General features: G+C 50.3%; 26 protein-coding genes. 21 read left to right on the top strand and 5 right to left on the bottom strand.

Going from position 1 to position 26,709, the window contains the following annotated elements:
• The first annotated feature begins 2 nt into the window (after positions 1-2).
• From H6786_02255 to H6786_02245, 3 genes are read left to right on the top strand one after another with little or no spacing between them, the layout of a single operon-like run.
• The gene (locus H6786_02255; GenBank protein MCB9816196.1) at positions 3-1,409 is read left to right on the top strand and encodes a polysaccharide deacetylase family protein; all 1,407 of its coding nucleotides are present in this window, start codon (positions 3-5) and stop codon (positions 1,407-1,409) included.
• A gap of 7 nt (positions 1,410-1,416) precedes the next feature.
• Positions 1,417-1,803, top strand: a complete 387-nt coding sequence (locus tag H6786_02250) for a hypothetical protein (GenBank protein ID MCB9816195.1) — start codon at positions 1,417-1,419, stop codon at positions 1,801-1,803.
• Positions 1,804-1,807: 4 nt separating this feature from the next.
• Complete coding sequence (locus tag H6786_02245; protein ID MCB9816194.1) at positions 1,808-3,784, top strand: glycoside hydrolase family 15 protein; 1,977 nt, start codon at positions 1,808-1,810, stop codon at positions 3,782-3,784.
• A gap of 3 nt (positions 3,785-3,787) precedes the next feature.
• Here the strand turns inward: H6786_02245 and H6786_02240 are convergent, their stop codons facing one another.
• Complete coding sequence (locus H6786_02240) at positions 3,788-4,687, bottom strand: hypothetical protein (GenBank protein MCB9816193.1); 900 nt, start codon at positions 4,685-4,687, stop codon at positions 3,788-3,790.
• Positions 4,688-4,828: 141 nt separating this feature from the next.
• Here H6786_02240 and H6786_02235 point away from each other — a divergent pair, with 141 nt between their 5' ends.
• From H6786_02235 to H6786_02170, 14 genes are all read left to right on the top strand, one after another.
• On the top strand, positions 4,829-5,161 hold the full coding sequence (locus H6786_02235) for a hypothetical protein (protein ID MCB9816192.1): 333 nt from the start codon (positions 4,829-4,831) through the stop codon (positions 5,159-5,161).
• A 41-nt stretch (positions 5,162-5,202) separates the two neighbouring features.
• Positions 5,203-5,499, top strand: a complete 297-nt coding sequence (locus H6786_02230; protein ID MCB9816191.1) for a hypothetical protein — start codon at positions 5,203-5,205, stop codon at positions 5,497-5,499.
• 97 nt (positions 5,500-5,596) lie between these two features.
• Positions 5,597-6,019 (top strand): DUF393 domain-containing protein, encoded by a 423-nt coding sequence (locus H6786_02225; protein ID MCB9816190.1) that lies wholly within the window; start codon positions 5,597-5,599, stop codon positions 6,017-6,019.
• A 127-nt stretch (positions 6,020-6,146) separates the two neighbouring features.
• A complete protein-coding gene (locus H6786_02220) occupies positions 6,147-6,965 on the top strand; it encodes a hypothetical protein (GenBank protein MCB9816189.1) in 819 nt (272 codons plus the stop codon).
• Positions 6,966-7,121: 156 nt separating this feature from the next.
• The gene (locus tag H6786_02215; GenBank protein ID MCB9816188.1) at positions 7,122-7,505 is read left to right on the top strand and encodes a hypothetical protein; all 384 of its coding nucleotides are present in this window, start codon (positions 7,122-7,124) and stop codon (positions 7,503-7,505) included.
• A gap of 230 nt (positions 7,506-7,735) precedes the next feature.
• Positions 7,736-8,038: a hypothetical protein gene (locus H6786_02210; GenBank protein MCB9816187.1), complete on the top strand. Its 303-nt coding sequence runs from the start codon at positions 7,736-7,738 to the stop codon at positions 8,036-8,038.
• A gap of 10 nt (positions 8,039-8,048) precedes the next feature.
• A complete protein-coding gene (locus H6786_02205) occupies positions 8,049-10,055 on the top strand; it encodes a V-type ATP synthase subunit I (protein ID MCB9816186.1) in 2,007 nt (668 codons plus the stop codon).
• Between the two features lie 55 nt (positions 10,056-10,110).
• Complete coding sequence (locus H6786_02200) at positions 10,111-10,593, top strand: V-type ATP synthase subunit K (GenBank protein ID MCB9816185.1); 483 nt, start codon at positions 10,111-10,113, stop codon at positions 10,591-10,593.
• A gap of 11 nt (positions 10,594-10,604) precedes the next feature.
• Complete coding sequence (locus H6786_02195; GenBank protein MCB9816184.1) at positions 10,605-11,174, top strand: hypothetical protein; 570 nt, start codon at positions 10,605-10,607, stop codon at positions 11,172-11,174.
• A 9-nt stretch (positions 11,175-11,183) separates the two neighbouring features.
• Complete coding sequence (locus tag H6786_02190; GenBank protein ID MCB9816183.1) at positions 11,184-12,167, top strand: V-type ATPase subunit; 984 nt, start codon at positions 11,184-11,186, stop codon at positions 12,165-12,167.
• Positions 12,154-12,504 (top strand): hypothetical protein, encoded by a 351-nt coding sequence (locus tag H6786_02185; protein MCB9816182.1) that lies wholly within the window; start codon positions 12,154-12,156, stop codon positions 12,502-12,504. Before H6786_02190 ends, H6786_02185 begins: the two co-directional genes overlap by 14 nt.
• A gap of 115 nt (positions 12,505-12,619) precedes the next feature.
• Entirely contained in the window at positions 12,620-14,380 is a 1,761-nt protein-coding gene (locus tag H6786_02180; protein MCB9816181.1) for a V-type ATP synthase subunit A, read from the top strand.
• Between the two features lie 14 nt (positions 14,381-14,394).
• Positions 14,395-15,789 (top strand): V-type ATP synthase subunit B, encoded by a 1,395-nt coding sequence (locus H6786_02175; GenBank protein ID MCB9816180.1) that lies wholly within the window; start codon positions 14,395-14,397, stop codon positions 15,787-15,789.
• Between the two features lie 8 nt (positions 15,790-15,797).
• The gene (locus tag H6786_02170; GenBank protein MCB9816179.1) at positions 15,798-16,433 is read left to right on the top strand and encodes a V-type ATP synthase subunit D; all 636 of its coding nucleotides are present in this window, start codon (positions 15,798-15,800) and stop codon (positions 16,431-16,433) included.
• A 73-nt stretch (positions 16,434-16,506) separates the two neighbouring features.
• On the opposite strand, the gene H6786_02165 is transcribed toward H6786_02170, so the two are convergent.
• The 4 genes from H6786_02165 to H6786_02150 all read right to left on the bottom strand — a co-directional run bounded on the left by H6786_02165 (position 16,507) and on the right by H6786_02150 (position 18,886).
• A complete protein-coding gene (locus H6786_02165; GenBank protein MCB9816178.1) occupies positions 16,507-16,761 on the bottom strand; it encodes a hypothetical protein in 255 nt (84 codons plus the stop codon).
• Positions 16,762-16,814: 53 nt separating this feature from the next.
• Entirely contained in the window at positions 16,815-17,687 is an 873-nt protein-coding gene (locus tag H6786_02160; protein MCB9816177.1) for an FAD:protein FMN transferase, read from the bottom strand.
• Positions 17,688-17,694: 7 nt separating this feature from the next.
• Complete coding sequence (locus tag H6786_02155; protein ID MCB9816176.1) at positions 17,695-18,156, bottom strand: hypothetical protein; 462 nt, start codon at positions 18,154-18,156, stop codon at positions 17,695-17,697.
• 73 nt (positions 18,157-18,229) lie between these two features.
• Complete coding sequence (locus H6786_02150; protein MCB9816175.1) at positions 18,230-18,886, bottom strand: hypothetical protein; 657 nt, start codon at positions 18,884-18,886, stop codon at positions 18,230-18,232.
• Between the two features lie 98 nt (positions 18,887-18,984).
• On the opposite strand from H6786_02150, the gene H6786_02145 reads away from it, so the two are divergent.
• The 4 genes from H6786_02145 to H6786_02130 all read left to right on the top strand — a co-directional run bounded on the left by H6786_02145 (position 18,985) and on the right by H6786_02130 (position 26,634).
• Positions 18,985-20,517, top strand: a complete 1,533-nt coding sequence (locus tag H6786_02145; protein ID MCB9816174.1) for a hypothetical protein — start codon at positions 18,985-18,987, stop codon at positions 20,515-20,517.
• Between the two features lie 54 nt (positions 20,518-20,571).
• The gene (locus tag H6786_02140; GenBank protein ID MCB9816173.1) at positions 20,572-23,592 is read left to right on the top strand and encodes a tail fiber domain-containing protein; all 3,021 of its coding nucleotides are present in this window, start codon (positions 20,572-20,574) and stop codon (positions 23,590-23,592) included.
• A gap of 100 nt (positions 23,593-23,692) precedes the next feature.
• Complete coding sequence (locus H6786_02135; GenBank protein MCB9816172.1) at positions 23,693-25,198, top strand: hypothetical protein; 1,506 nt, start codon at positions 23,693-23,695, stop codon at positions 25,196-25,198.
• A gap of 14 nt (positions 25,199-25,212) precedes the next feature.
• Positions 25,213-26,634 (top strand): glycosyltransferase, encoded by a 1,422-nt coding sequence (locus H6786_02130; GenBank protein MCB9816171.1) that lies wholly within the window; start codon positions 25,213-25,215, stop codon positions 26,632-26,634.
• Positions 26,635-26,709: the final 75 nt, after the last annotated feature.

Here is a 26,709-nt window from a genome sequence, read left to right as displayed (position 1 = left end):
ATATGCTTTCAGTTTGTCCTTACTTTCATGTTCATCAGCCATACCGTGTAAAGCGGTATCGAGTGTTTGATATCGGAAATGACACTGAATATTTCAATGACACCAGTGGCACTGATCTCGATAACCGTTTCATTGTTGAAAAGGTAGCCGAGAAGTCGTATCGTCCAACCAACCGTGTACTCAAAGAACTCTTGGATCGACATCCAGAGTTCCGTTTCAATCTTTCGTTTTCGGGTACGGTCCTTGATCAATTTGAAGAATACGCGCCGGATGTGCTCGAGTCTTTCCAGGAGTTGGTCGCAACTGGTCGAGTCGAGATCTTGGCTGACACCTATCATCACTCACTCGCGTTCTTCTACTCTGTGCCGGAGTTTGAGCGACAAGTGAAGCAGCATGAACGACGTGTGAAGCAACTCTTTGGAGTGCGACCACGAGTGTTTCGTAATACTGAACTTTCATACCGTAACGATCTCGCTAAGTGGTGTGAAGACAATGACTATCTTGGCATCATGGCTGAAGGTTGGGATAAGTATCTTGGGTGGCGTAGCCCGAACTATCTGTACCGACCAGCTGGCTGTTCTAAGATCAAGGTCCTTCTTAAAAACTACAAACTCTCTGATGACATTGCATTTCGATTCGGGAATAAGCAGTGGGCAAGTTGGCCGTTGTCTGCGGACACGTATGCTAACTGGATTCATGCGCACCATGGTGATGGGCAGACGGTGAATCTTTTCATGGACTACGAGAGCTTTGGTGAACATCAGTGGGAAGATACTGGTATCTTCGATTTCTTGCGCGCAATGCCAGAGATGGTGCTGCGTCACCCAGATACTACTTTCAAGACCGCGACTGAAACAGTCGAAAGCTATGATCCAGCGGGCGAGTATGATGTGCCAGATGTGCTCACGTGGGCAGATACCGACCGCGACCTGACTGCGTGGGTTGGTAATGATATTCAGCGTGACGCGATCGCTGCGACGTATGGTATGGAGTCTGATGTCATGAAGACGCGCAAGCGCAGCCTGATCGAGACCTGGCGTAAGTTACAGACGTCAGATCACTTCTATTACATGTGTACCAAGTGGTCACAGGATGGAGATGTACATGCGTACTTCTCTCCGTACCAATCCCCATATGATGCGTATATCGCCTTTATGAATGCGCTGAGTGATTTACAATTAAGGGTAAGCCATGCGGTGGCTGAACGTGATGCTAAGGAGGCTGCCAAACAAGCGGTCGACGAAGCAATTACAAAGGAGGATGATGCTACACCAACCGATGTAGATAAGGTTGTTGAAGCTCCTGTTGTTGAGCCAGAACCATTGTCAGCACTGAAGCGGTGGTGGCAAAAGATCCTGGACTCATTACCGTTCTTTAGAAGCCCCAAGCGGGGACAAGTAAGTTCTTAAACGAAGTATGCCAACAAAAAAAACGACTAAAACAGCACCTGCAAAAAAAGCAGCTGCTAAGAAGGTGGTCAAGAAAGCGGTGAAGAAGGCACCTGCAAAAAAAGCTGCAGTAAAGACTGGTACTAAGAAGCCACTCGTGTATGCGAGTAACACCAAATCATTTTGGGTAAAGAATGGTCAGGTCCTCAATAGTCTTGTAGCACTCAAGGATGCACTCGAAGAGATGGAGAAGGAAGTTTACGTGTATCACACCGGTGGAGACAGCAATGATTTTGCAAACTGGGTTGAGCAAGTGCTGTGTGACAATGTGTGTGCTGCTGATCTAGCAAAAGCAAAGACGCCAAAGTCTGCAAAGACTGTCGTGGTGAAGCATCTTAAGTACTACGCAGTGTAAGTTCATGGCACGAGCGGTCACAATTGGAAACGGCAACCTCTTGGTCGGCCTTGATGGTCGCGGGCAAGTTCGTGATCTGTACTACCCATTTGTTGGGGAAGCAAATCACGTGAGTGGTGCTAGTGGGAATTACGTGCATCGCATTGGTGTGTTTGTTGATGGTCATATTTCTTGGTTGGATGATCCAGGTTGGAAGGTTAGTGTTGGATCAGAAGAGGGTACTTGTATTGGTTCTCTGTTTGCGGAGAATCTTGAATTAGGCATTTCGATCTCTAGTCGAGATGCGGTACATAATGAACAGAACATCTTTTTGCGACATTTTACCGTTCACAACCACCGCAGTGAAACTCGAATGGTAAAGCTTTTTCTTTCGCAGCAATTTCGTATATTTGAATCGCAACGAGGTGACACTGGTTTCTACGATCCACGTGTAAATGCGATCATTCACTACAAGGGTGATACGACGATCTTGGTAAACGCGATGAGTGGTAAACAACAGTTCCAAGAGTACAACATTGGATTGTTTGGTATCGAAGGAAGGGAGGGGACGTATCTTGATGCGGTAGATGGTGTTTTGGAGTGTAATCCGATCGAGCACGGTTCGGTTGATTCAGTACTGGGGCTTAGTTTTCAGATAGCAGGACAGTCCTCAAATGATGCGTACTACTGGGTCGTATTTGGTAAATCGATTGCAGAGGTACATATGCTTGATGAGCATGTACTGACCGAAGAACCAGAGCGTCTGATCGCTTCGACTGAAGCCTACTGGCATGCGTGGCTTGAAAAGGAACAGACCGATCTATCACTCTTGTCAGCCGAACTTCAGACACTGTACCGACGGTCGTTGCTTGTTATGCGGGTACATACCGACAATCGAGGTGGGATTATCGCATCAAGCGATACCGATATGTTGCATCATGGTCGTGACACATACAGCTATGTCTGGCCACGGGATGCAGCAGTGATCGCACACGCCTTTGACGTGGCAGGGTATCGAGATGTCTCTCGACGGTTCTTTGAATTCATTGCTGAACGTCTCGATCCAAGTGGATACTTAATGCACAAGTATCGGAGTGATGGCGCCCTTGGTAGTTCGTGGCATCCTTGGATCATCAATGGTGAACCAAGATTACCTATCCAAGAAGATGAGACCGCAACAGTCGTCTTTATGCTGTGGGAGCACTATGAGCGCTATCATGATGTTGAATTTATTGAATCGATGTACAACAAGTTCATCGAGCCGGCTGCTGAGTTTATGTGTGAGTATATTGAGTCGCTGACGGGATTGCCGCAAGCTTCATTTGATCTGTGGGAAGAGAAGTACGGTACTTCTACGTACACCGCCGCTTCAGTATATGGCGGCCTCATGGCAGCAGCAAAGTTTGCAAATACGCTTGGAAAGGACGAAGCATCTCGTACCTATCAGGCAGTTGCACAGCGCATGCAGCGAGCGATCGGAGATGTGCTGTTTGATGAGCAGAAGGGTGTGTTTATGAAGCATGTGCTGCACACCTCTGATGGTGACTTGGAGTTTGATCGTACACTCGATACGAGTAGTTTGTACGGACTCCAACTCTTCCGTGTATTTGATAGCGAAGATGAAAAGATGGAACGGATGTGCAAAGCGGTCTTGGCTAATCTGCAGGTGAAAGGCAATAGCGAAGGCTTTGTGCGGTACGAAGGTGATGCGTACTATCAACAACAAGATGCTGGTAGCCCTAATCCGTGGGTGATCACTACACTGTGGGTGGCACGATACTACATTGAAAAGGCTGAGAAACTAAAGGACTTGAAGTATCCACTTGAGTTGTTGCAGTGGACGGCTTCTCATGCAAACCATGGCGGTCTCTTAGCTGAGCAGATGCATCCTGATACGAGACAACAGCTGTCTACCTCGCCTCTAGTATGGAGTCATGCAGAGTTTGTGCTCGCGGTGCGAGCATACCTGGATCGCGTCGAAGCGATCAACGAACAGAAGTAATATTTAAAAAGTGTGACTCCAATCCTTGTTGGTTTGGTTGTAGGTGCCGATGACGGTGCGGTGAATGTGCCAGGCCAGTCCACAGGCACCGAGTTTTTGGCCGATGAGGTGGGCGAGGGAGCGCATGTAGGTACCAGAAGAAGCGACGCAACGAAAGTGTGCGATGGTGTAGGTGTCAGGGAGGGGGGCCGGGCCGAAATTGCCGGAGGCAATTTCGGCCCAGTCCTTACGCACATCCACTCGACGGAAATCATTTCCAAGTGCTTTACGAAGGTCGGTTACTGGGGGAATAGTATCTATTTTGTCGCGCGCTTCGCGCGCGACGTCCGTACGATGTTTCGCCTCGATCTTAATGAGTTCAAGTTCGTAGATCGTAGATTCATTGGTTGGAATTTCAATCTCGTCAAGTCGACCTTCAAGAGTCCAGGTGTGGAGCGGTTTTCCTTTAACTGTTTTTGAAGAAAAAAGTGGGTAGGGGAGTGAAATTTGTCCGACGAGGTTTCTTGTAAGCATCGTTAGATTTTCTTTGGTGAAAACAGATGTACCAGTGCCTCCTTCGGTTGCGCTCCGGGCCGCTAAGCCAAGTCTGACAACCTCAGTAGGCACTGGTACATCTGTTTTTTGAGGAGTCACAGATAATCTACCTAACACATCATGCGTATCAGACGTGATACCAAGTAGTACCGAAAACTCATACTCTTTATCGAGCCCATGGTACTGCTCTTGGTTTTTACACTCCTCACCAATGAGCACTAGAAGCTTTCCTGATGCCATCGGGTCAAGACGTCCGGCGTATGTCAAAGGGACATCTTTGAAGGCGGGCGACGCAGTCGCCCGCCACTTCTCAGCACAAGAGAGCGGTGTTTCTCCAACTTTCTTTTCTAGTACGATGTACTTTTGCATACGGCCATCTTGCCATGCTTTTGAAAGTAGGTCGATATAAAAAGGTAATGATTGACACAATAAACAATCAGTGGTATTAAGCATTGGGCGTAGCATTGCTACAGTCGCACTAGAACATTCACAAACAAGCGAGGAAGACAAATGCAACAGTTGATCGTGACACTGCCGGAAGGACTGGTGCCGCAAAGAATCACCATCGTTGATGGTGAGGGGAACAAATATGCCGCGGAGGTTGTTCAGTATTGGTCTGGTTCGTTCCAACCAGAAGGCAACAAAGATGCGCCAAAGCAGTACATCGGCAACTTCGACACTGAGCAGGCGGCCAAAGACGCTCTCGGAAGCAACCTGCAGTATGGCCGTACTTATCGGGTCTACAAAGTGCAGTCGTTCAATCCCGATTACAAGCCGCCGCAGTTGTATGCCAACGGTGGACGTCTGACCACCGAGCCGCCGCCGAGTGTGCGCGGAACCTGATTCCAATAATTTCGTTCAAGTCATTTTGAGGTGAGGCGTACATGAGTAAGTTGTTTATGATTGCTGCAGCAGCGGTCGCAGAAGAGACCTCTGCAGATGGAACGGTCTATGTCGATCAAGCTCTCTGGCTGCAGGCTGGAACATCACTCGATGAGGCGATTGAAGTCTGTCGAAGCGATGAACCTGAAGGAGAATTGGCAGTGTTTGATGGGGCTGAATTGTCTCGCGAAGTGCTCCTCGAGTTGCTTCCGTTTGCTCGCGCGCAAGCCGAGATCGACGCAGATGCCGCAGTGGAGGAAGAGCTCGAAGATGAAAGATCTTCCGCTGAGTCTGCCTAGGTGGTAGAGCAGCAGGTGTCGTAATCATCTGGTGTACAAACAGACACGGTCTACTATGACCGTGTTTTTCTTTTGCGTAGTATACTGAGTCAGTAATATGTTCAGAAAACAACCAAAACCAAAAGTGTCGATCTACTACGACGGAGGTTGTGGGTTTTGTGCTCGTGGTGTCGAATTGTTGGTGAAGTGGTGCATGATCCGTACCGAACAGATCGCACCAGGTTGTTCAGATGCAGCTGTGTTTGCGCTCATGCAAGCGGAAGACTCTTGGGTGGTAGTCAATGAAAAGGGTGAGATGTTTATCGCGTTTGCAGCTGGAGTAGAAGCCGCAAGACACTCACCGCTTTTAGGGTGGCTTACGCCACTGGCTAGATTTTCTTTTGTGCAAAAGATGGGCAACCGTTTTTATCACTGGGTCGCACGCAATCGTTACCGGATCTGGCTTCCCGGTTTACCCAAACGGATTTCCACCCAAAAACTTGTTCAGGATGGCAAGCAAAATAAATGCTCCGAGTACTAGGATCAAAACTTTCATATGTATGGAAAGTATAGCACCAAGGCGGAAGTTGTTGACAGTTGTGAGTAGCTAGTACATTCTTTTGCCGGGAGATCATTTTTGATCAAAAACCTTGTACGTGGAGGACAATATGTCACACTTTGGTGGTCTGACTTTCTTGCTCGGGGCAGATGACCCCGAGATGCGCCGCATTGAAGCGGTGTTGCACTTGCTTGGGTGTTCCTATGCGTATGCGACGGTAAATGGGGTTCGAGCCAACCCCGGTAATGCGTATCGAGCAGATACGGTCGATAGCGCTTATTGGAAACCCAGACCTGGTTTACGTAAGTTGGTGTGCGTCGAGTGTGGCATTCCAGGTGTCACGCCATACAAGATCATCGATCACCATCGAGAAGGTGATCCGGGGTACGAACTCGGCGCGAAAGAATTCTGGAAGGCTTCCTCGCTAGGCCAGCTGTTTTCGTTGCTTGACCTGTGTGCGTCGACAGAAGATCTGTACATCGCAGCGATGGATCACTGTTTCAGTGCTGCAGTGCATGGTTGCTGTCCCGAGATCGATCCCAAAGAAGTGATCCGTCTTAAGCGAGCCAGTCTGGAAGAGGTTCGCGCGGCAGAGGATGCGCAGTTTGTCGAGCGGATCATGCTATCAGTAACAGATCGCATTGCTGGGCAAGAGGTCTGGATCTTCGATGAGGACTTGGGTGACGGATACTCTCATAGCTACCTGAAGGCAATTCAGGTGGCAACAGAACTGGGGATGCCGATCATTCTGCGCAGTCGTAATGCGGCCGGTGAACGAGAACGTTTCCATCTGTGTGGTGGCAATGTGCGTCCGAGTACGGCAAGGGTATTTATGGACACGTGGGCGCCAAAGCGAGGTCTTGTCGATATATATGGTGTGCCAGAGCGTGGGTATGCCGGTGGGTATGCACAAATAACGAACGGTTGAAAACAAAGCAGCAAGTGAGAACTTGCTGCTTTTTTGTTTTATTCGGTCTAAGACTTGTTGGGTGTGTTTGTGGTATGTATTTTGAGACTTTACTTGACTAACTGTGAGCGTGCTCTATATTTCAATTTGGAGTTCCTACTGTTACGGAGGTAATACATGACTCCACGTCGTAAATTCTACAGAAACGTCTTTCTGTATGGTGTGTACCTGACTCTCGCTATTTTACTCGGTTATTTCATGGAGCCGTATGTATCAACGGAATGGGCAGAATGGATCGGCTTCGTCGGGTTTGCCTCTATGGCCTGCCTGTTTCTTATCGGGCTCGGGCTGCTGCCAGCAGAGCTGCTGAGGAGTACTGCACTTCGGAAAGTCCTGTATTGGACGTTTGGCGGGGTGATGTTCAAGGCGGGTTACGAGTTTGGGGTTGATCCAAGCGATCCCGACAACATCATGATGCTGTTTTCTGGCGTTGGCGTGTACATGATGTTGATCGGATATGTTTTGATGGGACGCCAAAAATTCATCAAAGCAGGTCTGTAACCGGTTAAAGGAACAAAAGCTCGACAATCGTTGAGCTTTTTTGTTTGACGGTCAGATTTTTCATCGTGTTATCAAGGCCAGCCGCTTGACTGTGGGTTGCAAAGTAGTAGTATGCAGTCGCAAGACCGGTCGGGTTATGCCGACAGGATACTCCATTTGCGGTTTTGCGCGCCAACCGCCACGCGCCTTGTGACGGTATTCATTTACGATTTTCAACGCTTTTTTATTTTATGACCGCATTCAATGATGTCATGACCGCTGAGGCAGAAGCAGCGCAAGCTATCGAAGCTGCCAAGGAAGCAGCTACCGCAGCGCTTGCTACCGCAGAGTCAGATCGCCGATCAACACTCGAAACACTCGAGGGTGAATTAAAACAGGTTGAAGAAGCCGAGCGTGCAATCAATGACAAACAAGTAGCAGCGACCGTTACTAAGATCACTGCGGCTGCGGAAGCAGAAGTGGCTGACGTGCGGCAGAAATTTGCTGCTAAGAAAGGAGAGGTAACCACGCTTTTGAAACAGCGTTTTCAATAAATAGAGATATATGGCAGTAGTTCCCATGCAGAAGGTGCGTTTAGTAGTACATGGTACTCAGGTAGACGCGGCACTCGATCTCATTCAGCGCTCGGGCGCGGTGGAGTTTCGTGCGACCAAGCTAGCAGATACTACTGAGCCAGAGCTCTACTTCCCGCATGCGCAGCTTTTGCCACGCGTACAGCACGCCGTACAGTGGCTTGCGCCGTACGCGCCAGAAGTAGGAGCGTGGCAAAAGCTGCGCGAAGGAACTCGAGCTGAACTCACTGAAGAAGCAGTCGCGAAGCAATTGGCAGACACTGATGTGGTCGCATCGGTTGCCGACGATCTCGAAAGGCTTCAGGTTGAATTTGCAGAGACTGAAGAGCGAGTGCGTGTGCTTGAGGAAAAGCGTGATCTGTTTGCAGAATGGAAGAAACTTCCAATTAAGCTATCTGATCTCGCAACTATGCGTACCGTGACCTTCCTCTTGAAGGGTCATCAGGCAACCGACAAACATCCGCTCAAGGAGATGGTGGCTAATTTGTGTGAGAGTGAAGGCACTGCACACGTCATCACCGAAATATCAGTCCAGCAGATCGCACTGACGATCGCGAATGATCCTGACCTTGTCACGAAAGCGAAGGGGATTCTCGAGGCTGCTGATGCAGAAGTGATTACACTGCCAGAAGGAATTGAAACAGTCGAAGTAGAACTCACCGCAGTTGAAGAACAGCTTGCAAAAGCCAAGGGTGACCTTGCGCTCCTGCATGACCAAGCAGAACATTTTGCGATCACGCACTACAAGACCCTTCGGGTTGCGTCAGAGGTGCTCGCGTGGCAGCGGGACCGCTTTGCGGTAGTCGATGATGCAGCAGCGACTCGCTACACTGTGGTATTTGATGGCTGGCTCATGGCTGATCATCGCACGGCGATCGAAGCAGCATTTGCAGAAAAGGGCATTGCGGCCGCTTTTGCCGAAGTACCGCTCGAAGACGGTGAAGAGCCACCGGTAGAAATTCGCAACACTGGTATCGCGCAACCGTTTGAAGCGGTGACTCGTCTCTACGGTATGCCGGGTTACTCTGATCTCGACCCGACTGCGTATCTCGCTGCATTTTTCTTCCTCTTCTTTGGTATGTCACTGACTGACGTTGGATATGGTCTTGCGCTTGTGCTCGTCACTGGTTTTCTTTTGCTATTTGCGAAGCTTTCAAAGGCGACTCGTTCGTTTGCAAAGCTTCTTTTCTATGTTGGTATTGCGACCGTCTTTGTGGGCGCACTCTTTGGTGGGTACTTTGGTATCGCGATCGATCAGCTTCCTGCGCCACTGCAGGCAATTGCACTCTTTGACCCGATCGGCAATCCACTGCCAGTGTTCTATCTTGCGCTTGGCCTCGGTGTCTTCCAGGTAATGGTTGGTATGATGCTCAAGATCTACAGCGAGTACCGCAATGGTCGCTTGATGGATGGTGTTCTTGATCAGGGCCCATGGCTCTTTATGTTTGTAGTCGGTATCTTGTATCTCTGCACGACCTTGGCTGAATCTGGTGCGGTCACAAGTGAATTTTTCTCAATGATCATTGGCGTGCTCGCTTTCCTAAGTGCATCGCAATTGTCTAATCTTGCATTGGTGGCTGTGGCTCTCATCCTACTTGGTAGCGGCCGCAACGGTACCGGTATTGTCGGTAAGATCATCTCAGCGCTCGCTGGTCTCTATGCTGGAGTTGGTCACTTCTCAGACATTCTTTCATACTCACGTCTCTTGGCGCTTGGTCTTGCAACTTCTGCGCTTGCCTTCGCGGTCAATCTTATTGCTGGCATGGTTTCTGGTGTGCCGTACGTTGGCTTCATCTTTACAGCAACTATTCTCTTCATTGGACACGCGTTTACACTTGCGATCAACACGCTCGGTGCTTTCGTGCACAGCGCTCGTCTCCAATTCGTCGAGTTCTTCGGTAAATTCATCGCCGGAACTGGTAAAGAATTCTCTCCTCTCAAACGCTCAGAAGATTACATTACGATCAAAGACGATTGACCGTCTGGTCGTAATGAATAAATGATTAAAATTATCAAACGTTAACAAAATTAGTATGGAATCATTAACAGGAATTGTACTCGTATTCGTTGGAGCAGCGATCACTGCTATCCTCGGATTTCTCGGGTCAGTAGTAGGTATGGGATACGCTGGTCAGGCAGCGGCTGGAGTAGTAGGCGAGAAGCCAACACTCTTCGGTAAGATGCTGCTTATGCAGGCGCTTCCTGGTTCACAGGGAATTTACGGCCTCGTAGGTGCCTTCCTTATCCTCAACTTCTCAGGTGTACTCGGCAACGACGGTACGCTCGTGATCTCAACTGCAACCGGTCTTATGTACCTCGTGGCAGGTCTTCCGATCGCGATCGCTGGTCTGCTTTCAGGTATCTACCAGGGTATCGTAGCTGCGTCAGGTATTTCACTGATCGCAAAAGACGAAGCGAACACTGGTCGCGCAGTAACCCTCGCAGCGATGGTGGAAACATGGGCTATCTTCGGTGTGCTCATCAGCTTCATCTTGCTTATCTCAATTACTAACTAAGTATCACGAACATGTCGGATATCACGCTGATCGAAAAAATCAAACAAGACGCAGCTCTAGAAGTCGCGGAGATCAAAGCCGAAGGCGATGCTAAGGTGGAGGCTGTGCGGCGTGAGACCGATGCGGCCGTGACTGCTCGAAAAGAAGCGCATAGCGCAGCGCTGAAGAAAGAGCTTGCACAAGCTGAGCTTGTCGCAGTATCAAAGGCAAAGCAGGCAGCGAAGATCGCCCTCCAGAGTGCAAAGCGCGAGGAGATCGACAACGCGTTTGTCGCGGTGACTGAAGATATTGCAGGTGCATCTGCTGCCGAGTATGTAGCGTTTTTCGCAAAGTACGCAGCGGCAATTGTGCCAAAGGATGCTGCAGTGAAGCGTGTAGCTGCCCCTGCAGCCCGCACTGCTGAAACTACAGATATCCTCAAGGAGCTAGGGCTCTCTGGTGAAGTGGTGGCTGATGCACGTATCAAGGCTGGTCTTATGATCACAGCTCTTGATGGTGTATATGACATCACACTTGCGCGTCTGATCAATGACAAGCGAGCTGAGCTTGAGATGGAGATCGTAGAGAAGGTAATTGGCTAATAATCAATCATGCAAACCTCGTATATCTACAGTGTAAGTCGAGTGAACGCGTTAACGCAGTTCTTGCTGAGCAAGACTGACGTGGAGCGTCTCTTGGTGGCTGATCCAGGTGAGGATTTGCAGTCTGCGCTGAAGGAAACCTACTTGGCTCCATATGTGCTTCGTGTACCAAACGAAAGCGTACCGCTTGCGGTAGAGCAGACATTGATCGATGCCAAGCGCTTGATCCACAAACTCGCACCAAAGGGTGACATGTTCCGGATCATGTGGGTGCAGTATGATGTGCATAATCTTCGTGTGTTTGCGAAAGCGGCAGCGAAGGGTCTCTCGTACGAGGACTGCAAGCCATATCTCTCTGAGCGCGGTATCTACCAGCCAGAGTATCTCTACGCACAGATCGAAGCGCGAGCACTTGCATCGCTCCAGATCGAATGGCAGAAGGCGTACGACGCAGCGGTAGAGCTTTCAACTGCTGGCAAACTCGATGAGGTAGACGGAGTTTTCGATGAACTCTACTTCACGACCAGCAAGCGCATCGTCGACACGCTTGGTGATGCCTTCATGAAGACCTACTTCGCCACACTCGTTGATCTCTACAATCTCAAGAGTCGACTACGACACCTCAAGAACGACGTGAGTTTCTCACCGTCATTTGTGACTGGTGGTACGTTTGCGGCTGACGCGATCGAGACAGAAGAAGCGACACTGGCGATGTTTGCGCGTCACGGTGGAGTGGAGTACTGGAAGAATGCGCTTGAGTACTTTACGGCAACGGGCAACTTCACACAGATCGACGCTCGAAGCGCTGACTGTCTACTTGCGGTAGCGAAAGAGGCGAGCTACGACATGTTCTCGTCAGCGTCATTGGTGCTGTATTACCTCAAGTGTCGCCAAGCTGCAGCCAATGTGCGTGCGATCGTGGTAGGGAAGAATAACGGTCTCACCGTGGAGGATATTCGATCTAATTTACGACTTGCGTATGTCAACGACTAACGAATACAAGATCGCCATTGTTGGCCCTGAAGACACAGTCTCAGGCTTTCGGGCACTCGGCGCTACTGCCTTTCCGGCTCGGACGGCAGACGAAGCACTTGAGCAGCTTCGCGCGATCAAGAAGCAAACTCTCGATCCAGAGTCTGACACCAAGTATGCGATCGTGTGTGTGATCGAAGATCTGATCGCTCTGGTCGATCAACATGAGTATGCCAAGGTAGTAGACGGTCCGCTTCCAGCGGTAGTACCACTACCAGGGCCAGAGGGAAGTAGCGGGTTTGCTGTCGAACGACTCCGCAGTCTCGCAGAGAAGGCAGTCGGCGCAGCCATTATTTAGACGAAGGCCGGCGCCTTCGGCGCCGGCCAGAAACACAATCATTTATTCATTACTAGAAATTTAGAAACATTTAATAGAAACCATGACCAACACAGAAACAACCACCACTGGTGATATCAAAGCAGGAGAGATCCTACGCGTAACCGGTCCGCTCGTTCGTGCCAATGGTATGAGCGAAGCGAAGCTCTACGAGGTGGTAAAAGTATCAGAAGAAAAACTACTCGGTGAGATCATCGAGCTTCACGGCGATGTCGCTGCGATCCAGGTGTACGAAGAAACCGCGGGTATCGGCCCAGGTGATGTGGTGTATCGCACTGGCCGCACGATGTCAGCAGCGCTTGCGCCAGGGCTCCTTGAGTCTATCTACGACGGTGTGCAGCGACCACTGAAGGATATTCAGGCTGCGTCAGGCGATTGTTACATCAAGCGCGGTATCGAAGCACAGCCAATCGACCTCGAAAAGAAGTGGACCTTCAAGCCAGTCGTAAAAGTGGGCGACACCGTAGTAGAAGGTGATGTGCTTGGTGAAGTACAGGAAACTTCGCTCATCATGCACAAGGTCATGGTGCCACCAGGAGAAGGCGGCGTGGTTGCGTCTATCCAAAGTGGTGATTTCAATGTAACCGAAGAGATTGCGACACTCACTCGTGCCGATGAGTCTGTAGCATCGATCGCGATGCTTCAATACTGGCCAATTCGTGCCGCGCGTCCAAAGACGAGCAAGATCTTCCCAGCGGAGCCGCTTCGTACTGGTGGTCGTTCGATCGACACCTTCTTCCCAATCGCCAAGGGTGGTGCCGGCTGTATTCCTGGTCCGTTCGGTGCCGGTAAGACCGTGACCCAGCAGTCTATCGCGAAGTTCTGTGACGCGGAGATCATTGTGTACATTGGTTGTGGTGAGCGTGGAAATGAGATGACTGAAGTGCTCGATGAATTCCCGCACCTCATTGACCCAAACTCTGGCGAGCCGCTCATGAAGCGAACGATCCTTATCGCCAACACGTCAAACATGCCAGTGGCGGCGCGTGAAGCGTCGGTCTATACTGGTATCACGATTGCAGAATACTACCGCGACATGGGTTACAACGTAGCGCTCATGGCTGACTCAACCTCACGTTGGGCAGAAGCGATGCGTGAGATCTCAGGACGCCTCGAAGAAATGCCAGGTGAAGAAGGATACCCAGCGTACCTCTCATCACGGACTGCTGAATTCTACGAACGAGCAGGTATTGTAAAGACACTTGGTAGCGAAGGACGCGTTGGATCACTGACCGTGATCGGTGCGGTGTCGCCTCCAGGTGGAGACCTTTCAGAGCCTGTGTCACAGGCGACACTTCGTGTAACCAAGACCTTCTGGTCACTCGACGCTGACTTAGCATACAAGAAGCACTTCCCATCAATCAACTGGTTGAACTCATACTCACTCTACGCTCAGAACTTTGAGGGATTCTGGAAAGAACAGATCGCAGATGATTTTGCTGCAGTGCGTGCCACCGCTATGACACTCCTTGAAAAGGAATCAAAGCTTCTCGAGATCGTTCGTCTCGTGGGTATGGAGTCACTCTCAAACGGTGACCGACTCATTCTCGAAACGGCTCGTATGATCCGTGAAGACTTCCTCTTCCAGAACGCATTCGATAAGGACGACGCGTACACACCGCTTGAGCGACAGTACGGTATCCTCAAGTCAATCGTGACCATCTTCGAAGCTGGTCAGTCTGTAGTGGCGCAGCCAGAGTTTGAATTTGCAACGTTCACTTCTATCCCAAGCTACAGTGAAGTAGCACGACTTAAGGAGAAGCTTGAGTGGAAGAAGGAGGATTATCAGAAATTCCAGGAAACCGTGCGTGCTGAAATTGCCGCTCTAACCGCCTAAGTAATAGCAGTATCATGAGTAACAAAGAATACACAGACATTTCTTCAATCGCTGGACCGCTAATGGTGGTAGAGGGGGTAGAAGGAGTGAAGTACGAAGAACTCGTAGAGGTTAATGTGGCCGGAGAAAGCACGCCACGCTTCGGTAAAGTGCTCGACATTGCAAAAGATAAGGCAGTGGTACAGATGTTTGCGTCAACCAGTGGTATGACAGCTGAAGGTACACGCGCTCGCTTCCGTGGTGAAACACTCAAGCTCGGCGTGTCAGAAGACATGCTTGGTCGCGTGTTCAATGGTGCTGGTGAAGTAGCAGACGGTGGCCCAGAGATCGTGCCAGAACAGCGTCGAGATATCGCGGGTGAGCCGATCAATCCATACTCACGCGAATTCCCGAACGACTTCATTCAGACTGGCGTGTCATCAATCGATGTGATGAACACGCTCGTGCGTGGACAGAAGCTTCCGATTTTCTCAGGTGCTGGTCTTCCACACTCACGCCTCGCGGCACAGATCGCGCGTCAGGCATCGGTGAAGGATGGTTCAGACTTTGCGATTGTCTTCGCGACGCTTGGTGTGTCATTTGAGGAAGCAGAATACTTCCGTCGTGAATTCGAAGAGGCAGGAGCGCTCGAGCGTTCAGTGCTCTTCATCAACACGGCAGCTGACCCAGTGGTAGAACGTGTATCAACTCCACGTATGGCACTCACCACAGCTGAGTACCTCGCCTTTGAAAAAGGTAAGCACGTGCTCGTGATCCTCACTGACCTTACCAACTACTGTGAGGCACTTCGTGAAGTGTCTTCAGCTCGTAAGGAAGTGCCAGGACGCCGCGGGTACCCAGGTTACCTCTACACCGACCTTTCAACTATTTACGAGCGAGCAGGACGCGTAAAGGGCAAGCAGGGAACCATCACGCAGATCCCAATCCTTACCATGCCAGACGACGACAAGACTCACCCGGTACCAGACCTCACTGGCTACATTACCGAGGGGCAGTTCGTGGTGTCTCGCGAACTCTACCGTAAGGGTGTATTTCCACCAGTTGACGTACAAGGTTCACTTTCACGACTCTGGTCTGCCGGAGTCGGTGAGGGGAAGACTCGCGCTGATCACTCAGCACTGAAGGACCAGCTCTTTGCGTCATACGCAACTGGTCGTGAAGTACGCGAGCTCGCGGTGGTGCTTGGTGAAGCGTCACTTGATGACACTGACCGCGCACACCTGAAGTTTGCTGATGCCTTCGAACGAGAGTTCGTGGGCCAGGGAGAATTTGAAAACCGTTCAGTAGAAGAATCACTTGATATTGGTTGGAAGTTGCTCACAATGCTACCAAAGACCTCACTCAAGCGTGTGAAGCCAGAACAGATTGAGCAGTACATGCCGAAGACTGCAGAAGAGGTAACTGGATAAGTTGTCGTATGGCGATTTTAAAAGTTAACCCAACTCGCGTCTCGCTCCTTCGGCTCAAGAAGGAGCTCAAGACTGCGCAGAAGGGACATAAGCTACTCAAAGATAAGCGAGATGGACTCGTGAAGAAGTTCATGGCGATCATCCACGAGACCAAGGCACTACGCGAGAGCGTTGAGGAGCGGCTCGGTTCTGCGTTTGACTCATATGCTCGGGCGAGTGGTATGGCGTCTGCTGCAGCACTCAACACCGCCTTCATGGTGCCAAACGCGAAGATCGATCTTGGGGTGAAGATCAACAGCGTAATGTCAGTGAAGATTCCTGAGTTCACGATTGAAAAGACTGGTTCAGCCTTTTCATACGGTATGCTTGAAACGACGGGGGACCTTGACAACGCCATGGTGAAATTCGACGCGGTGTTCGTAGATATCCTGAAGCTCGCGGAGCTTGAGAAGACGGCTGAAAACCTCGCAGAGGAGATCGAGAAGACTCGTCGTCGTGTATCTGCGCTTGAGAACGTTCGTATTCCAAACCTCAAAGACACGATCAAGTTCATCACCATGCAGCTCGATGAGCGCAACCGAGACGCAGTGGTATCGACCATGCGTGTGAAGGCAATGATTATGGCGAAGGAGGAAGTTGCGTAGAATTCTCTCATATTGAAACTAAAAAAGTCCGGCAGGTTCGCCGGACTTTTGCGTTGTTGTGTGTTCCACCGCATTAGCGATCACTGATCACGGAGCGAGCGAGCGGTGGAGAGATGTTGAAGCCTTCGCAGGTTTTCGGCGTCGTGAGCATCATTGGCTGGTCGGGGGCGAAGGTGATCTCGCAGTCGTTGATGACCAAAATGTTTGGTCCGCCACCTGCCATGGTGACCGTACCTGGAAACGTTACGCGTTGATTGTTGTAGACGAGCTCGCCTGCGTAGGCGAACGATGTGCTGAAGAACAGAATAACCGCAAGCAGTTTTTTCATGGTGAACCTCCGTTTGTGTTCAGGTATATCAATGACATTTATGAGGTCTAAAGTCAAGTATTGAAGGAGTTGGTTTGCCAGAGTTGGTTGGTGGCGGGGGTAAAGCGCGCGACGCTGAAGTTTTCTGTTTGGGAGAGTGTGGCAAGCTCAGTTTCAGACAGCATGAGCGCGGTGGTTGCAAACGCATCAGCGTCGCGCGCTGTCCCTGCTTTGATGAACGACGCAACCCGCGGTGCGGCTTCATTGGTCACGATGTGCGTGTAGGTCTGGTCATGGCTTTGCCAGACACGCTTAAAAGGACTTGAGGCCGCGAAGCCTTGATTGAGGAGAGTAGTGCGATGGATGAAATGACGTGCCTTGGTTGGGTGTTCAAGATAGATCTCGATCGGCTTTTCTTGTTCGCTTGAAGCGTACATATCACCACCACCATTGATCAAAAAGTACTGCAGTGAAAATTCTTCACGCAGGATCTTTGCGAGCTCGTCGATCAGGTAGCCTTTACCAAAACCACCGATGTCGACGTTGCCGTGGAGCAGTTCGATTTTTTCTTCTGAAATAAGTAGGTCGGTGATTGGGTTGCCTGGTGTTTCTTTTTCCGGTTCGTGCGATTCAAATGTGTAGGTGGCGTTGTAGCCGCGCGCTTCGAGGATGTGGCCGGTGAGGAGGTTGAAGTGCGTGTTGGTGCGCAGATAGAGTGACTTGCCGTACGTCAGAAGCGCGCGGCAGTCCTGATCTGGCTGCTCCAATACCCGCTCACGGTTGAGGGTGGAAATGAGCGAATCTGGCTTAAAGCGAGAGTATTTTGCTTCATACGCGCGCGTAAAACCCTCGAGGCGGCCGAAGGCCGCCTCGAGGGTTTCTGTTGAAGTCTCATCAAAAATAGTGATCCACCATTTTGTGCCGAGGGCTTCGAATTCTTTTTGCATTTAGGTACTATGCATTTTCTGCGAGGATGTTGTCAACTGCCCCATTGAATGCACCTGTAGTAAGTGATGCACCACCGACACGAGACAGGTCGAGTTCGTCGATCTTCTTGCCAATGATCTCTTCCTTGTATGCTCCTTCAAAGCGCTGCGCGTTTGGATCTTTTTCAGCACCCTGACTGTACACGATATTTGCATCGGTGATCACGCCATTCTCAGTAGTGAGCGATACGTCGAGTAGGTACTCATTGTTGGCGGGCGTGAGATAGGTAACTGCAGTAGTATGAACACCATCAGCTATCACTGTGGTCATCGTGTCAGCTGATTCTGTGTCGGTGACTGCTGGTGTCTCAGCTACTGGTAAGCTTGTTTCAGGTTCGGTAGTGATGGTAGTTGGTGTGTCGCTTGATTTTGTCATTGCAAAACCAACTGCGATCAGCACTACAACGATGATTCCAATGATATACGCCATGATCTATATTACTTTAAAATTTAAACTAATATAGCAATAATAATATACTCGCGAACTATTGCAAGTATAGTTGCTATGCAGCAGCTTGTGCTTCAATGCTATCGAGTGCCTTATTGAAAGCTTTGGTAGTAAGCGACGCACCGCCAATGCGTGAGACGTTGATGCCTTGGAGGTCTTTTCCGATCACGTAACTCGCATACGACTTATCAAAACGGCGGGTGTATGAATCGCGCGCAGTGCTCGAATCATACGCTACATTCACTGCAGTGATGATGTCGTTCTTGACGGTCACTGAGACATCCATTGAGTAACTGTGACTTGGTACGCGATAGTCTACTGATGAAGAATAGGTCCCATCAGCAAAGTCGTTTGTAGGTGCCGTCGGTGGCGGGGTGGTCACAACCGGCTCTGGTGCAGGTGTTACTACGGGCGCTGCCGGCTCTGGCGCGGGTTCAGGTATCGGTGTTACGATCGTGGGTGTTGGGGTTGGTGCGGGAACGTCAGGCTCTGGTTCTTCCGCAATGATCTCTTCTACTTCTTCGAGTGCAAGGGTCACTATGTCGGTAGAGGTTGCGTCAGTCACCTCAGCAAGTTCGGTAGCGATGGTTTCTTTAAGTTCAGATAGTGTTGGTGTGTTTGAAACGAGTTCTTCAGTTGATTGTTCGGGTTGGTAGAGCGTGTATCCAACACCGACAACTACGAGAGCAAGAACAGCAATGATATAAGGCATGTAAGAAGATGAAATTATTTATTGTAACAGGCGTACTGATATGGTATTGAACATTTGGCTTTCGTTAATTAAATGCAGTGATACACTAAATACGTTACATGATGACATTAATTTCAAAACCATTTCATTTCGTGCAACAGTTCGTTGACCGGATCGGAATGTATCGACTCGTTCTCGGGTCCCTCTTTACTCTCGCAGCCTGTTCGATCATTGCTGGATTCACTGGCTTGATTGCCTATAGTGGTCTGTCACAAATTTTTGCTCTGGCACTTGCGCTACTGGTGGCGCTGTCTCTCAACTGGATCATCGCGCTTATAACAAAGATACCAGCCAACCATGAATCCGCCGCTATTACGGCGGTGATCTTGTTTTTCCTTGCTATTCCGGAAGAAAACATCTTCGACAACTGGCCACTTGTCTTAGCAGTGATGATCGCTGTCATTTCGAAGTTTGTCATTGTGACCAAGAAGCAGCATTTTCTTAATCCAGCTGCCTTTGGTGCAGCCGCGCTTAGCGTTACCGGAGTCTACACTTTTAGTTGGTGGGTAGGGAATCCGACATTGTTCATTCCTCTTGTGATACTTGGTTCACTGGTTGTAATGAAAGTCCGCAAGTGGGTGCCGGTACTCACATTTATAGGTGTCAGTTTGGTTATTTACATTGCTGAGTCGATCAGCCATGAGGTGCCAGTCAGTGAAGCTGTTCGCACCTTCTTCCTTTCATGGCCAGTACTCTTCTTGGCTTTTTACATGCTCACTGAGCCATTCACCATGCCAGCTATGAAAGGACCGCAGGCGTTGTATGGTGGATTGGTCGGCTTTCTGTCACACTCGTCTATCTTTTCTTCCTTCTTGTATGTTTCGCCAGAATTGGCACTAGTGATCGCCAATGTCATCATGCTGCCGTGGCGAGTCCGTCAGAAGTTGTTTTTGACCTTTGAAGGAAAGCGACAGATCGCTCAGGATACTTGGGAGTTTGTGTTTGCGAAACCGAAAGGCTTCACCTTCAAAGCAGGTCAGTACCTCGAGTGGATGTTACATCACGAAGCAGCAGATAGTCGTGGAACCCGTCGCTACTTTACGATCGCTTCATCGCCGACCGAAGACAAGATCCGATTGGCGTTTAAGCTGGTAGAAAAGGGAAGTTCATACAAGTGTGAACTCATGAAGCTCGATGCTGGGGAGAAGATCGTTGCGAGTCAATTGGCTGGCGACTTTGTGCTACCAAAGGATGAAGAGGTGAAGCTTGGTCTGATTGCGGGAGGGATTGGAGTGACGCCGTTCCGTAGTCATATTCAGTATATGGTTGATAGTGGCAAGAAGCACGACACAAAGCTGTTTTACTGCTGTAATGTTGCAGATGAGTTGGCCTACGTCGATGAGTTTATGTCAGCCCTTGATAACATGCCACTTGAAGTGATCCCAGTGATCGCAAAGGAAGCGGTGAATGCGCCAGCTGAGGAAGGGTATGTCACGATCGAAATGCTCAAGCGTCGAGCACCTGATTATCTTGAGCGTACCTGGTATCTCTCTGGGCCGCCACCAATGGTCAATGCGTACACAAAACTACTCCAGAGCGCAGGTGTTCCAAAAAGTCAGATCGTTCGAGATTTCTTCCCTGGGTTGGCGTAAGTTGCTGTACCCAGGTCGCCAAAACCACAGCGATAATATTGATACAATAGAGCTATGCGAATCGCACTTCGGATGGTAGCGGTGGTGTTTTTGGTTAGTACTCTGACCACACCGTTTTTTGCGAGTGCGAATACCGGTGAACAAGGATTTTTCTGTGACTGGTTTGGATGGATGGTGCGCCCCTTTGGAGGATGTGCACAATCAGTAGCGGTAGCTACGCCGATCCAGCATCTCGATGAACCAAACCCAGATCCAGTAGTGCTTGGTGAATCAGTGACACAAAAAGATCCAGAGCTTGCGACAAGTACGTACCCAGTCACTTATGAGACGATCACCAACGAGTACGTAACGATCCAGCAGTCGGGCGTTTCAGAATCATTGCTGAATCAACGCATCACAGAGGTGTTGCAATACATTAATTCTTTACCACACAGTGCAGCGATTGCGACTGCTGACGGAGTGCAAGCGACGAGCTCACTTTCGACAAGAGATTATGTCCTCAAATCAGTCGATCGTATCTATGAGCGAGTCGATGCTGTGCAACAGGATATTTTTGTACAGGCAGAACTCACTACACCGACGCTGGCTGATGCGATCCTCTCGGGTACCTCATACGTGACTGGTCGTCTTGGTATTGGTACCAGCAGCCCGGCTGATTCACTGTCTTTGGCAGGTGCGCTGTACTTGGCTGAAGTGTCACCGAGTAATGTTGTGAATCGCCTCTACAATTTTGGTGGTGATCTGTACTGGGGTGGAGTTGTCTTGGCTGGTTCATCAACCGCCAACTGGTCTGCTGTCAGTGGTGACGTCTTTCGGCTTACAGGCAATGTTGGTATTGGCACCAGTACCCCGAGTGAAACACTCACTGTCGCAGGTACGCTTTCGGCTGGTACGACCACTGCACGACTCGTCGATACGGGTGGGCAGGTGTGTAACGTGGAGGCGTATGGTGCGGTGGGTGACAATAGTACGATCAATGACGCGGCGATCGCGTCAGCGATCGCCGCGTGTGGCGAAGGTGGTACTGTCTATTTCCCAATGGGCGAGTATCGTATTTCAAGTCCGATCGTACTCGATACGCCAGTCACGCTTCGTGGTGCGTACTCACCGCGTTGGTCGTATAGCTCGACACCACGCAGCTCGATCCGGGCTGACTTTGGGACCTTCTCGGGTGCAGCATTGATCCATGTGCGCGACCGCACTATCTCAGGCGAAACTAACCACAACAACGGTGGTCGACTCGAGTACCTCAGTCTCGATGGTGGTTCGGCCAGCGTTGATGTGGACGGTGTCTATTTTGAAGGTTTGGTGCGCGATTGGAAACTGACTGACGTCGATATTTCGCAGGTGACCGGTAATGGTTTTGAAGCGGCAGTTGGTACGGGTAGTGGTAACCCTCGCGGGTTCACTATCCGTGGTCTTTCTATTTATAGTGCCGATGGTCACGGCTTTCGAGCCACTGCACTCAACGACTCATACATTGAGGATCTCTTGGCAGTTGGTAATGCGCTTCGAGGAATCTACCTCTCTTCGATGGGTGAAACCAAGATCAACAACTCACGTGCTGTATTCAATGGACTCACTGGTCTCTACATCGACGGATCGTCAAGCAACGGCGGTATGATGTTCACTGACTTCTCAACCGACCGCAACGACCGTCATGGCGTACGTATCTCACTGACGGGTACAACTACCGTAACCTTCAACGGCCTCCTTACGCGCCGTGACGGACCAAACTCTAGTGGTGGTACCGAGACACCATATGCCGGCGTAGCGATCATTGGTTCATCGACCGCACAAGTTGCGCCTGTCTTTATCAACGGCCTTTCGCAGATTATTGGTGAAGACGACAGTAGCAATCCGCCAGTTGCACCATTGACTGGCGTGCGTGTCTCAAATGCGTCATATGTAAAAGTCGAAGGGCAGCTTTGGGGTATGAACGAAGCGTACAGCGACGATGGTGGTAATGATAATTTTATAATCGAAGAAGGATCGATCGTGAAGGTTGGTGAGGATGGTGTGACCGAAACCCCGCCGCCGCTCTATCACAACAAGTGGGTGGCTTCGAGTACGATCGGCGGCTTGATCTACGATGGGCAGATCAACATCGGTAGCAGTACTGATAGTCGACTTTTGAATATCGTAGCGCCGGCCGGCGCCGGAGCTCGCTTCCGTGATACGACCAACGACGTGATCTTCGATATGCGTGCGGAAGACTTCCAAGGCTTCTTTGGCACCTTCTCAAATCATCAGTTACGCTTCCAGACCAACAACACCTCGCGTCTCACTATCGATACCAACGGGTATGTTGGGATTGGTACCACTAGTCCAACAGCTATGCTTACTGTAGCCAGTGGTGTGCGTTTTGCGGGTATTGTTGGCGGTACGCTTGAAACTGACGCAGTCGGTAATGTGACAGTCAGTTCCGACGAACGACTTAAGAATATTCTAGGGGCATACGAAGCTGGGCTCGACGAAATACTCAGTATCAGGCCAATTCGTTACAGTTGGAACGAAAAAAGTGGCTATGATCAAACCACCATCTATGCTGGATTCTCGGCACAAAACATAGAAGACTTCCTGCCAGAAGCAGTGGGAGAAAATCCTGATGGCTACAAAACTCTTTCAACGAGGCCGATCTTGGCGGCAGTGGTAACTGCTATTCAAGAGATCTGGCAGACTGTGACTGGCAACCAGCAGCGTATTGCCGAGCTTGAAGAGAGATTGGCTGAAGTAGAAGCTGAGTTGGGAGTTGAACAACAACCAGTTGAAGAAGATGACGAAGACAAGGTGGTTGAGCCAGTTGGCGTGCTTCCAACAGACGAAGAGACTGCGACGACATCTGCTGCTGGTACGGAAGAGGTTTTGGAAGACACTTCGACCACTACAGATGAAGTGATTGAAGACGACGAAGAGGTTTCAGGAGACTCTGAAGACGAAGCTGTGTCTGATGAGCAGGAGGAGGTTATTGAGGAGGAAGTACCAAACGAACCTCTTCCAGCTGACGAGGTCAGTGCGGAAGAAACAGCAAACGAAAACCCAGAAGAAGTAGTCGAATCTCCTCCAAACGAATAGCTTTACATAGTAATAATTCTATTGTACTTTAGGCACAGGAGTGGCCGGCCCCTTGGGCCGGCTGTGTTTTTCATAGTCCTTTGAAAAGGAGATCAGACAAATGATCAGAAAACATGTGTGGTGGTTACTGCTGTGTTCGCTAGTCTTGTCGGGCGTTTCCACTGCGGCACCTTCTCAGGCAAAACGGGAGTTTTGTCTTGGCAAGGATGATATGTGGAGTGCGACAGAGCACAAGCAGCGAATGACAGAGGTGGGGATCACCTGTGCCACCCTGTACTACAAGCTTATGTCGGATGAGAACCGAGCTAATCCCTACGAATGGGTGCGGCGCGAGTATCTTGATCATGGTTACGAAGTGGTCCTCACTGTCATCGTTGATGATGGTGTTACGTCTACTGTCGGTTCAAGCGAGGCGACGAGCCTTGGTAATGAAGTTGCTGGGATACACTGGCAAGTGCTTACTGGTGTGTACGACGAAGCGCTGTATGAGCTGTCGGCCAAAATCAAGAAAGACGGTCGGCAGCTGGCGGCGCTTCGTGTTATGCATGAGCTCAATGGCAACTGGTATCCCTGGGGCATGTACGCAACGGGGAACACTCCAGAACTGGCGGTAGCAGCAGAGAGTCACATAGTCTCCATTTTCGAACGAGAAAAGGTGAACGTGCGCTACTACGAGGTGAACTACAATCGCACTGACGCAGGAGGTGAAGGGGTTTTAAAAGATGGTGATCGGTATGTCGCTCAAATAAACCGCTTTATGCCCGCCACAGCCATTTCGACGTACAATCGATGTGGTACTGCGCCGAAGTATAGGTACGAACGTTCGTTTCAGTACGAGTTTCGTCCAATCTACAACGAGCTCATTCGTCGAGGTGTCGCCGGTCCGATCAATATTGCGGAGGTGTCGACCTCTGGTCAGTGTACTGGCGGAAAGAAGGTGGCGTGGTTCCGGAAGATGTTGGAATCAATTCATACTGATTTTCCGCGGGTCGAGATGATCACGTTCTACTTTGGTCAAGTGCCAGTCGGAAAGGCTTCCAATACGGTTGTTATTGACTGGGGGCTTTCTGATGACGCTGAACGCAGAGCATTTCGCGATCTGTTGAGCGAATATCGGCAGAAGTGGGCAGGTACGATTGATGTGCCTGAGCAAGAAAGATCGGTACGGAAAGATTTTCGTGCACCCTTTAACTTCTACGTTAAAATGACGCTTCCATTTGATGAAGCTGATAATCCAGCAATCAATCCAGCCTCTGGTCAGCCGTTTGGCAAGGCCGGTCCACTGATCCGTGGTCATGTGAGACAGCGTGCTCTCTGGGGTATTGCTGAAGATGTCGAAGCTGGCCCGGGCTTGAAGTTTGGGTTTGTGGAAGCTCCAGACAATAATGAGCAGTGGTGGAATAACCAAACGTATGCTGAGGCTTCACTTGGAACGTACGGTAAGCTGCCACACGATAGCTTGGTTTGGGGTAACTGGTCATTGGAACTCGTTGGTCGTCAGACCTGGTTCACTACTGGTGCAACGCCGGATCGATACAGTGACCGACAAGATAACTACGTCGGTCTTCAATTCACAGTGAGTGGCGAAGTCGATCTGGCTCGCTAGGGAGGGGACAGTATATGTTCACATTCAGTAGGGATGTGTTCTTCTATATGGAGTTCACACTCTTTGTCTCAATGTTTTTGCTCGTATCACTGATCGTGATACCGCGGCAGATACTCGGCTGGTGGGCACATCGAAAGTTGGCGCGTGGGGAACTGTTCATGCAGTACCCCATGCAAAAGTCGGCTGGTGGTGTGACTCACTTCATGCCGGTCTATCTCGAGGATCATGCAGTGATGCATGAGTCGCTTAGGCTGATGTGCGCTTCGTACGAGAAGTGGACCGACAAATATGCGATCGTCTGCATCATTGATGCGGCAGATATTTATCCTGAGGAGGGGATCGAGCTCGCGAAGATCGCAAAGCAGTATGATGCGCACGTCTTTATGACCAATGCGCGGAGTAAGCGGAAAAATCTGCGAAACGGCGTTCGGTGGGCTAAGGACCCAGAAGCAAAGGGTAAGGTGCTCGAAGCAGCGGTGGAGTGGGCGAAGGATCGAGGGTTGCTGTATGAATTTTCAGCTTTCCACGATTCTGACACGGTCCCCACGACACCAAACGATGATATTGTCGGTGAACTGCTCAGGCCGTTTGCAGATCCGAAGATCGGTGGAGTGACCACGGCCCAGCGTATTCGTAATCCGGATACGCCATTGCTGCAGGTGCTCGACTGGCTGGAGGATTCGCGTATCGGCTCGTCGATGGCGGCTGGCACGTTGTTTGGACAGGTTGGCTGTCTGCCTGGTCGGTTGTATATGATCCGGTCCGAGATCATCGTTGGTTGGATGGATCAACTCGTCGAGCACTATTGGAATGTACCGTTTCTGAAAAGTACATTCCCGTTTGTTGGTATGCGTCGTGTGCAGCTACATGCTGGCGATGACCGCGAGATGACGCTTCGAGTGGAACAGTTGGGCTATCACACAGTCATGAACCCTCGGGCGACTGTGGTGACCTCAATGCCAAAGCGGCTTCGGCAGATCAATCGCATCTTCCGCCGTTGGGCAACCTCGAGTCAGTGGCTGACCTTCATCTCGACCAAGTATTCGTGGTTCCGGAAGCAGTGGTTCGTGATGTATCAGTACTACACGGATCTCTTGCTGACACTGATCACGGTGTTCTTGGTCGGACGGTGGTTTTGGCTTTTGTTCTTCAGTGAGCGAGAGCCGCTTATGCCACTGTTCTTCCTGATCGTCTTTTCGTTCCTTGGGACCATGCTGACCTTTGGTTCACGGCAACTGTGGCACCTGGTACGACATCCGCGTCGTCTCATGGTGTTGCCGATGTTCGTGGTCCTGGTCACTTGGTGGCAATTCATTCGCTTTCAAGCGTTGTTCACACCCGGTCGCATTAGTGTCTGGGGATCGCGCAAGGGTGCGGATGAGTCAAAGGGCGAGGTGTGGTTCATTCCGTTCGAGGAGTTTGTGTGCCCGGCTTGACAGCCTGGAAAATACTGGCAAACTGTAGGTAGGTGATCTATGTTCAATGCAATTCAGCAGTAGCTGAGGAGGTGA

Source organism: Candidatus Nomurabacteria bacterium (assembly GCA_020632075.1).
GTDB lineage: Bacteria > Patescibacteriota > Minisyncoccia > Phycocordibacterales > UBA918 > OLB19.
Note: the sequence above shows the minus strand (reverse complement) of the source record. Positions and strands in the feature narration are given on the sequence as shown.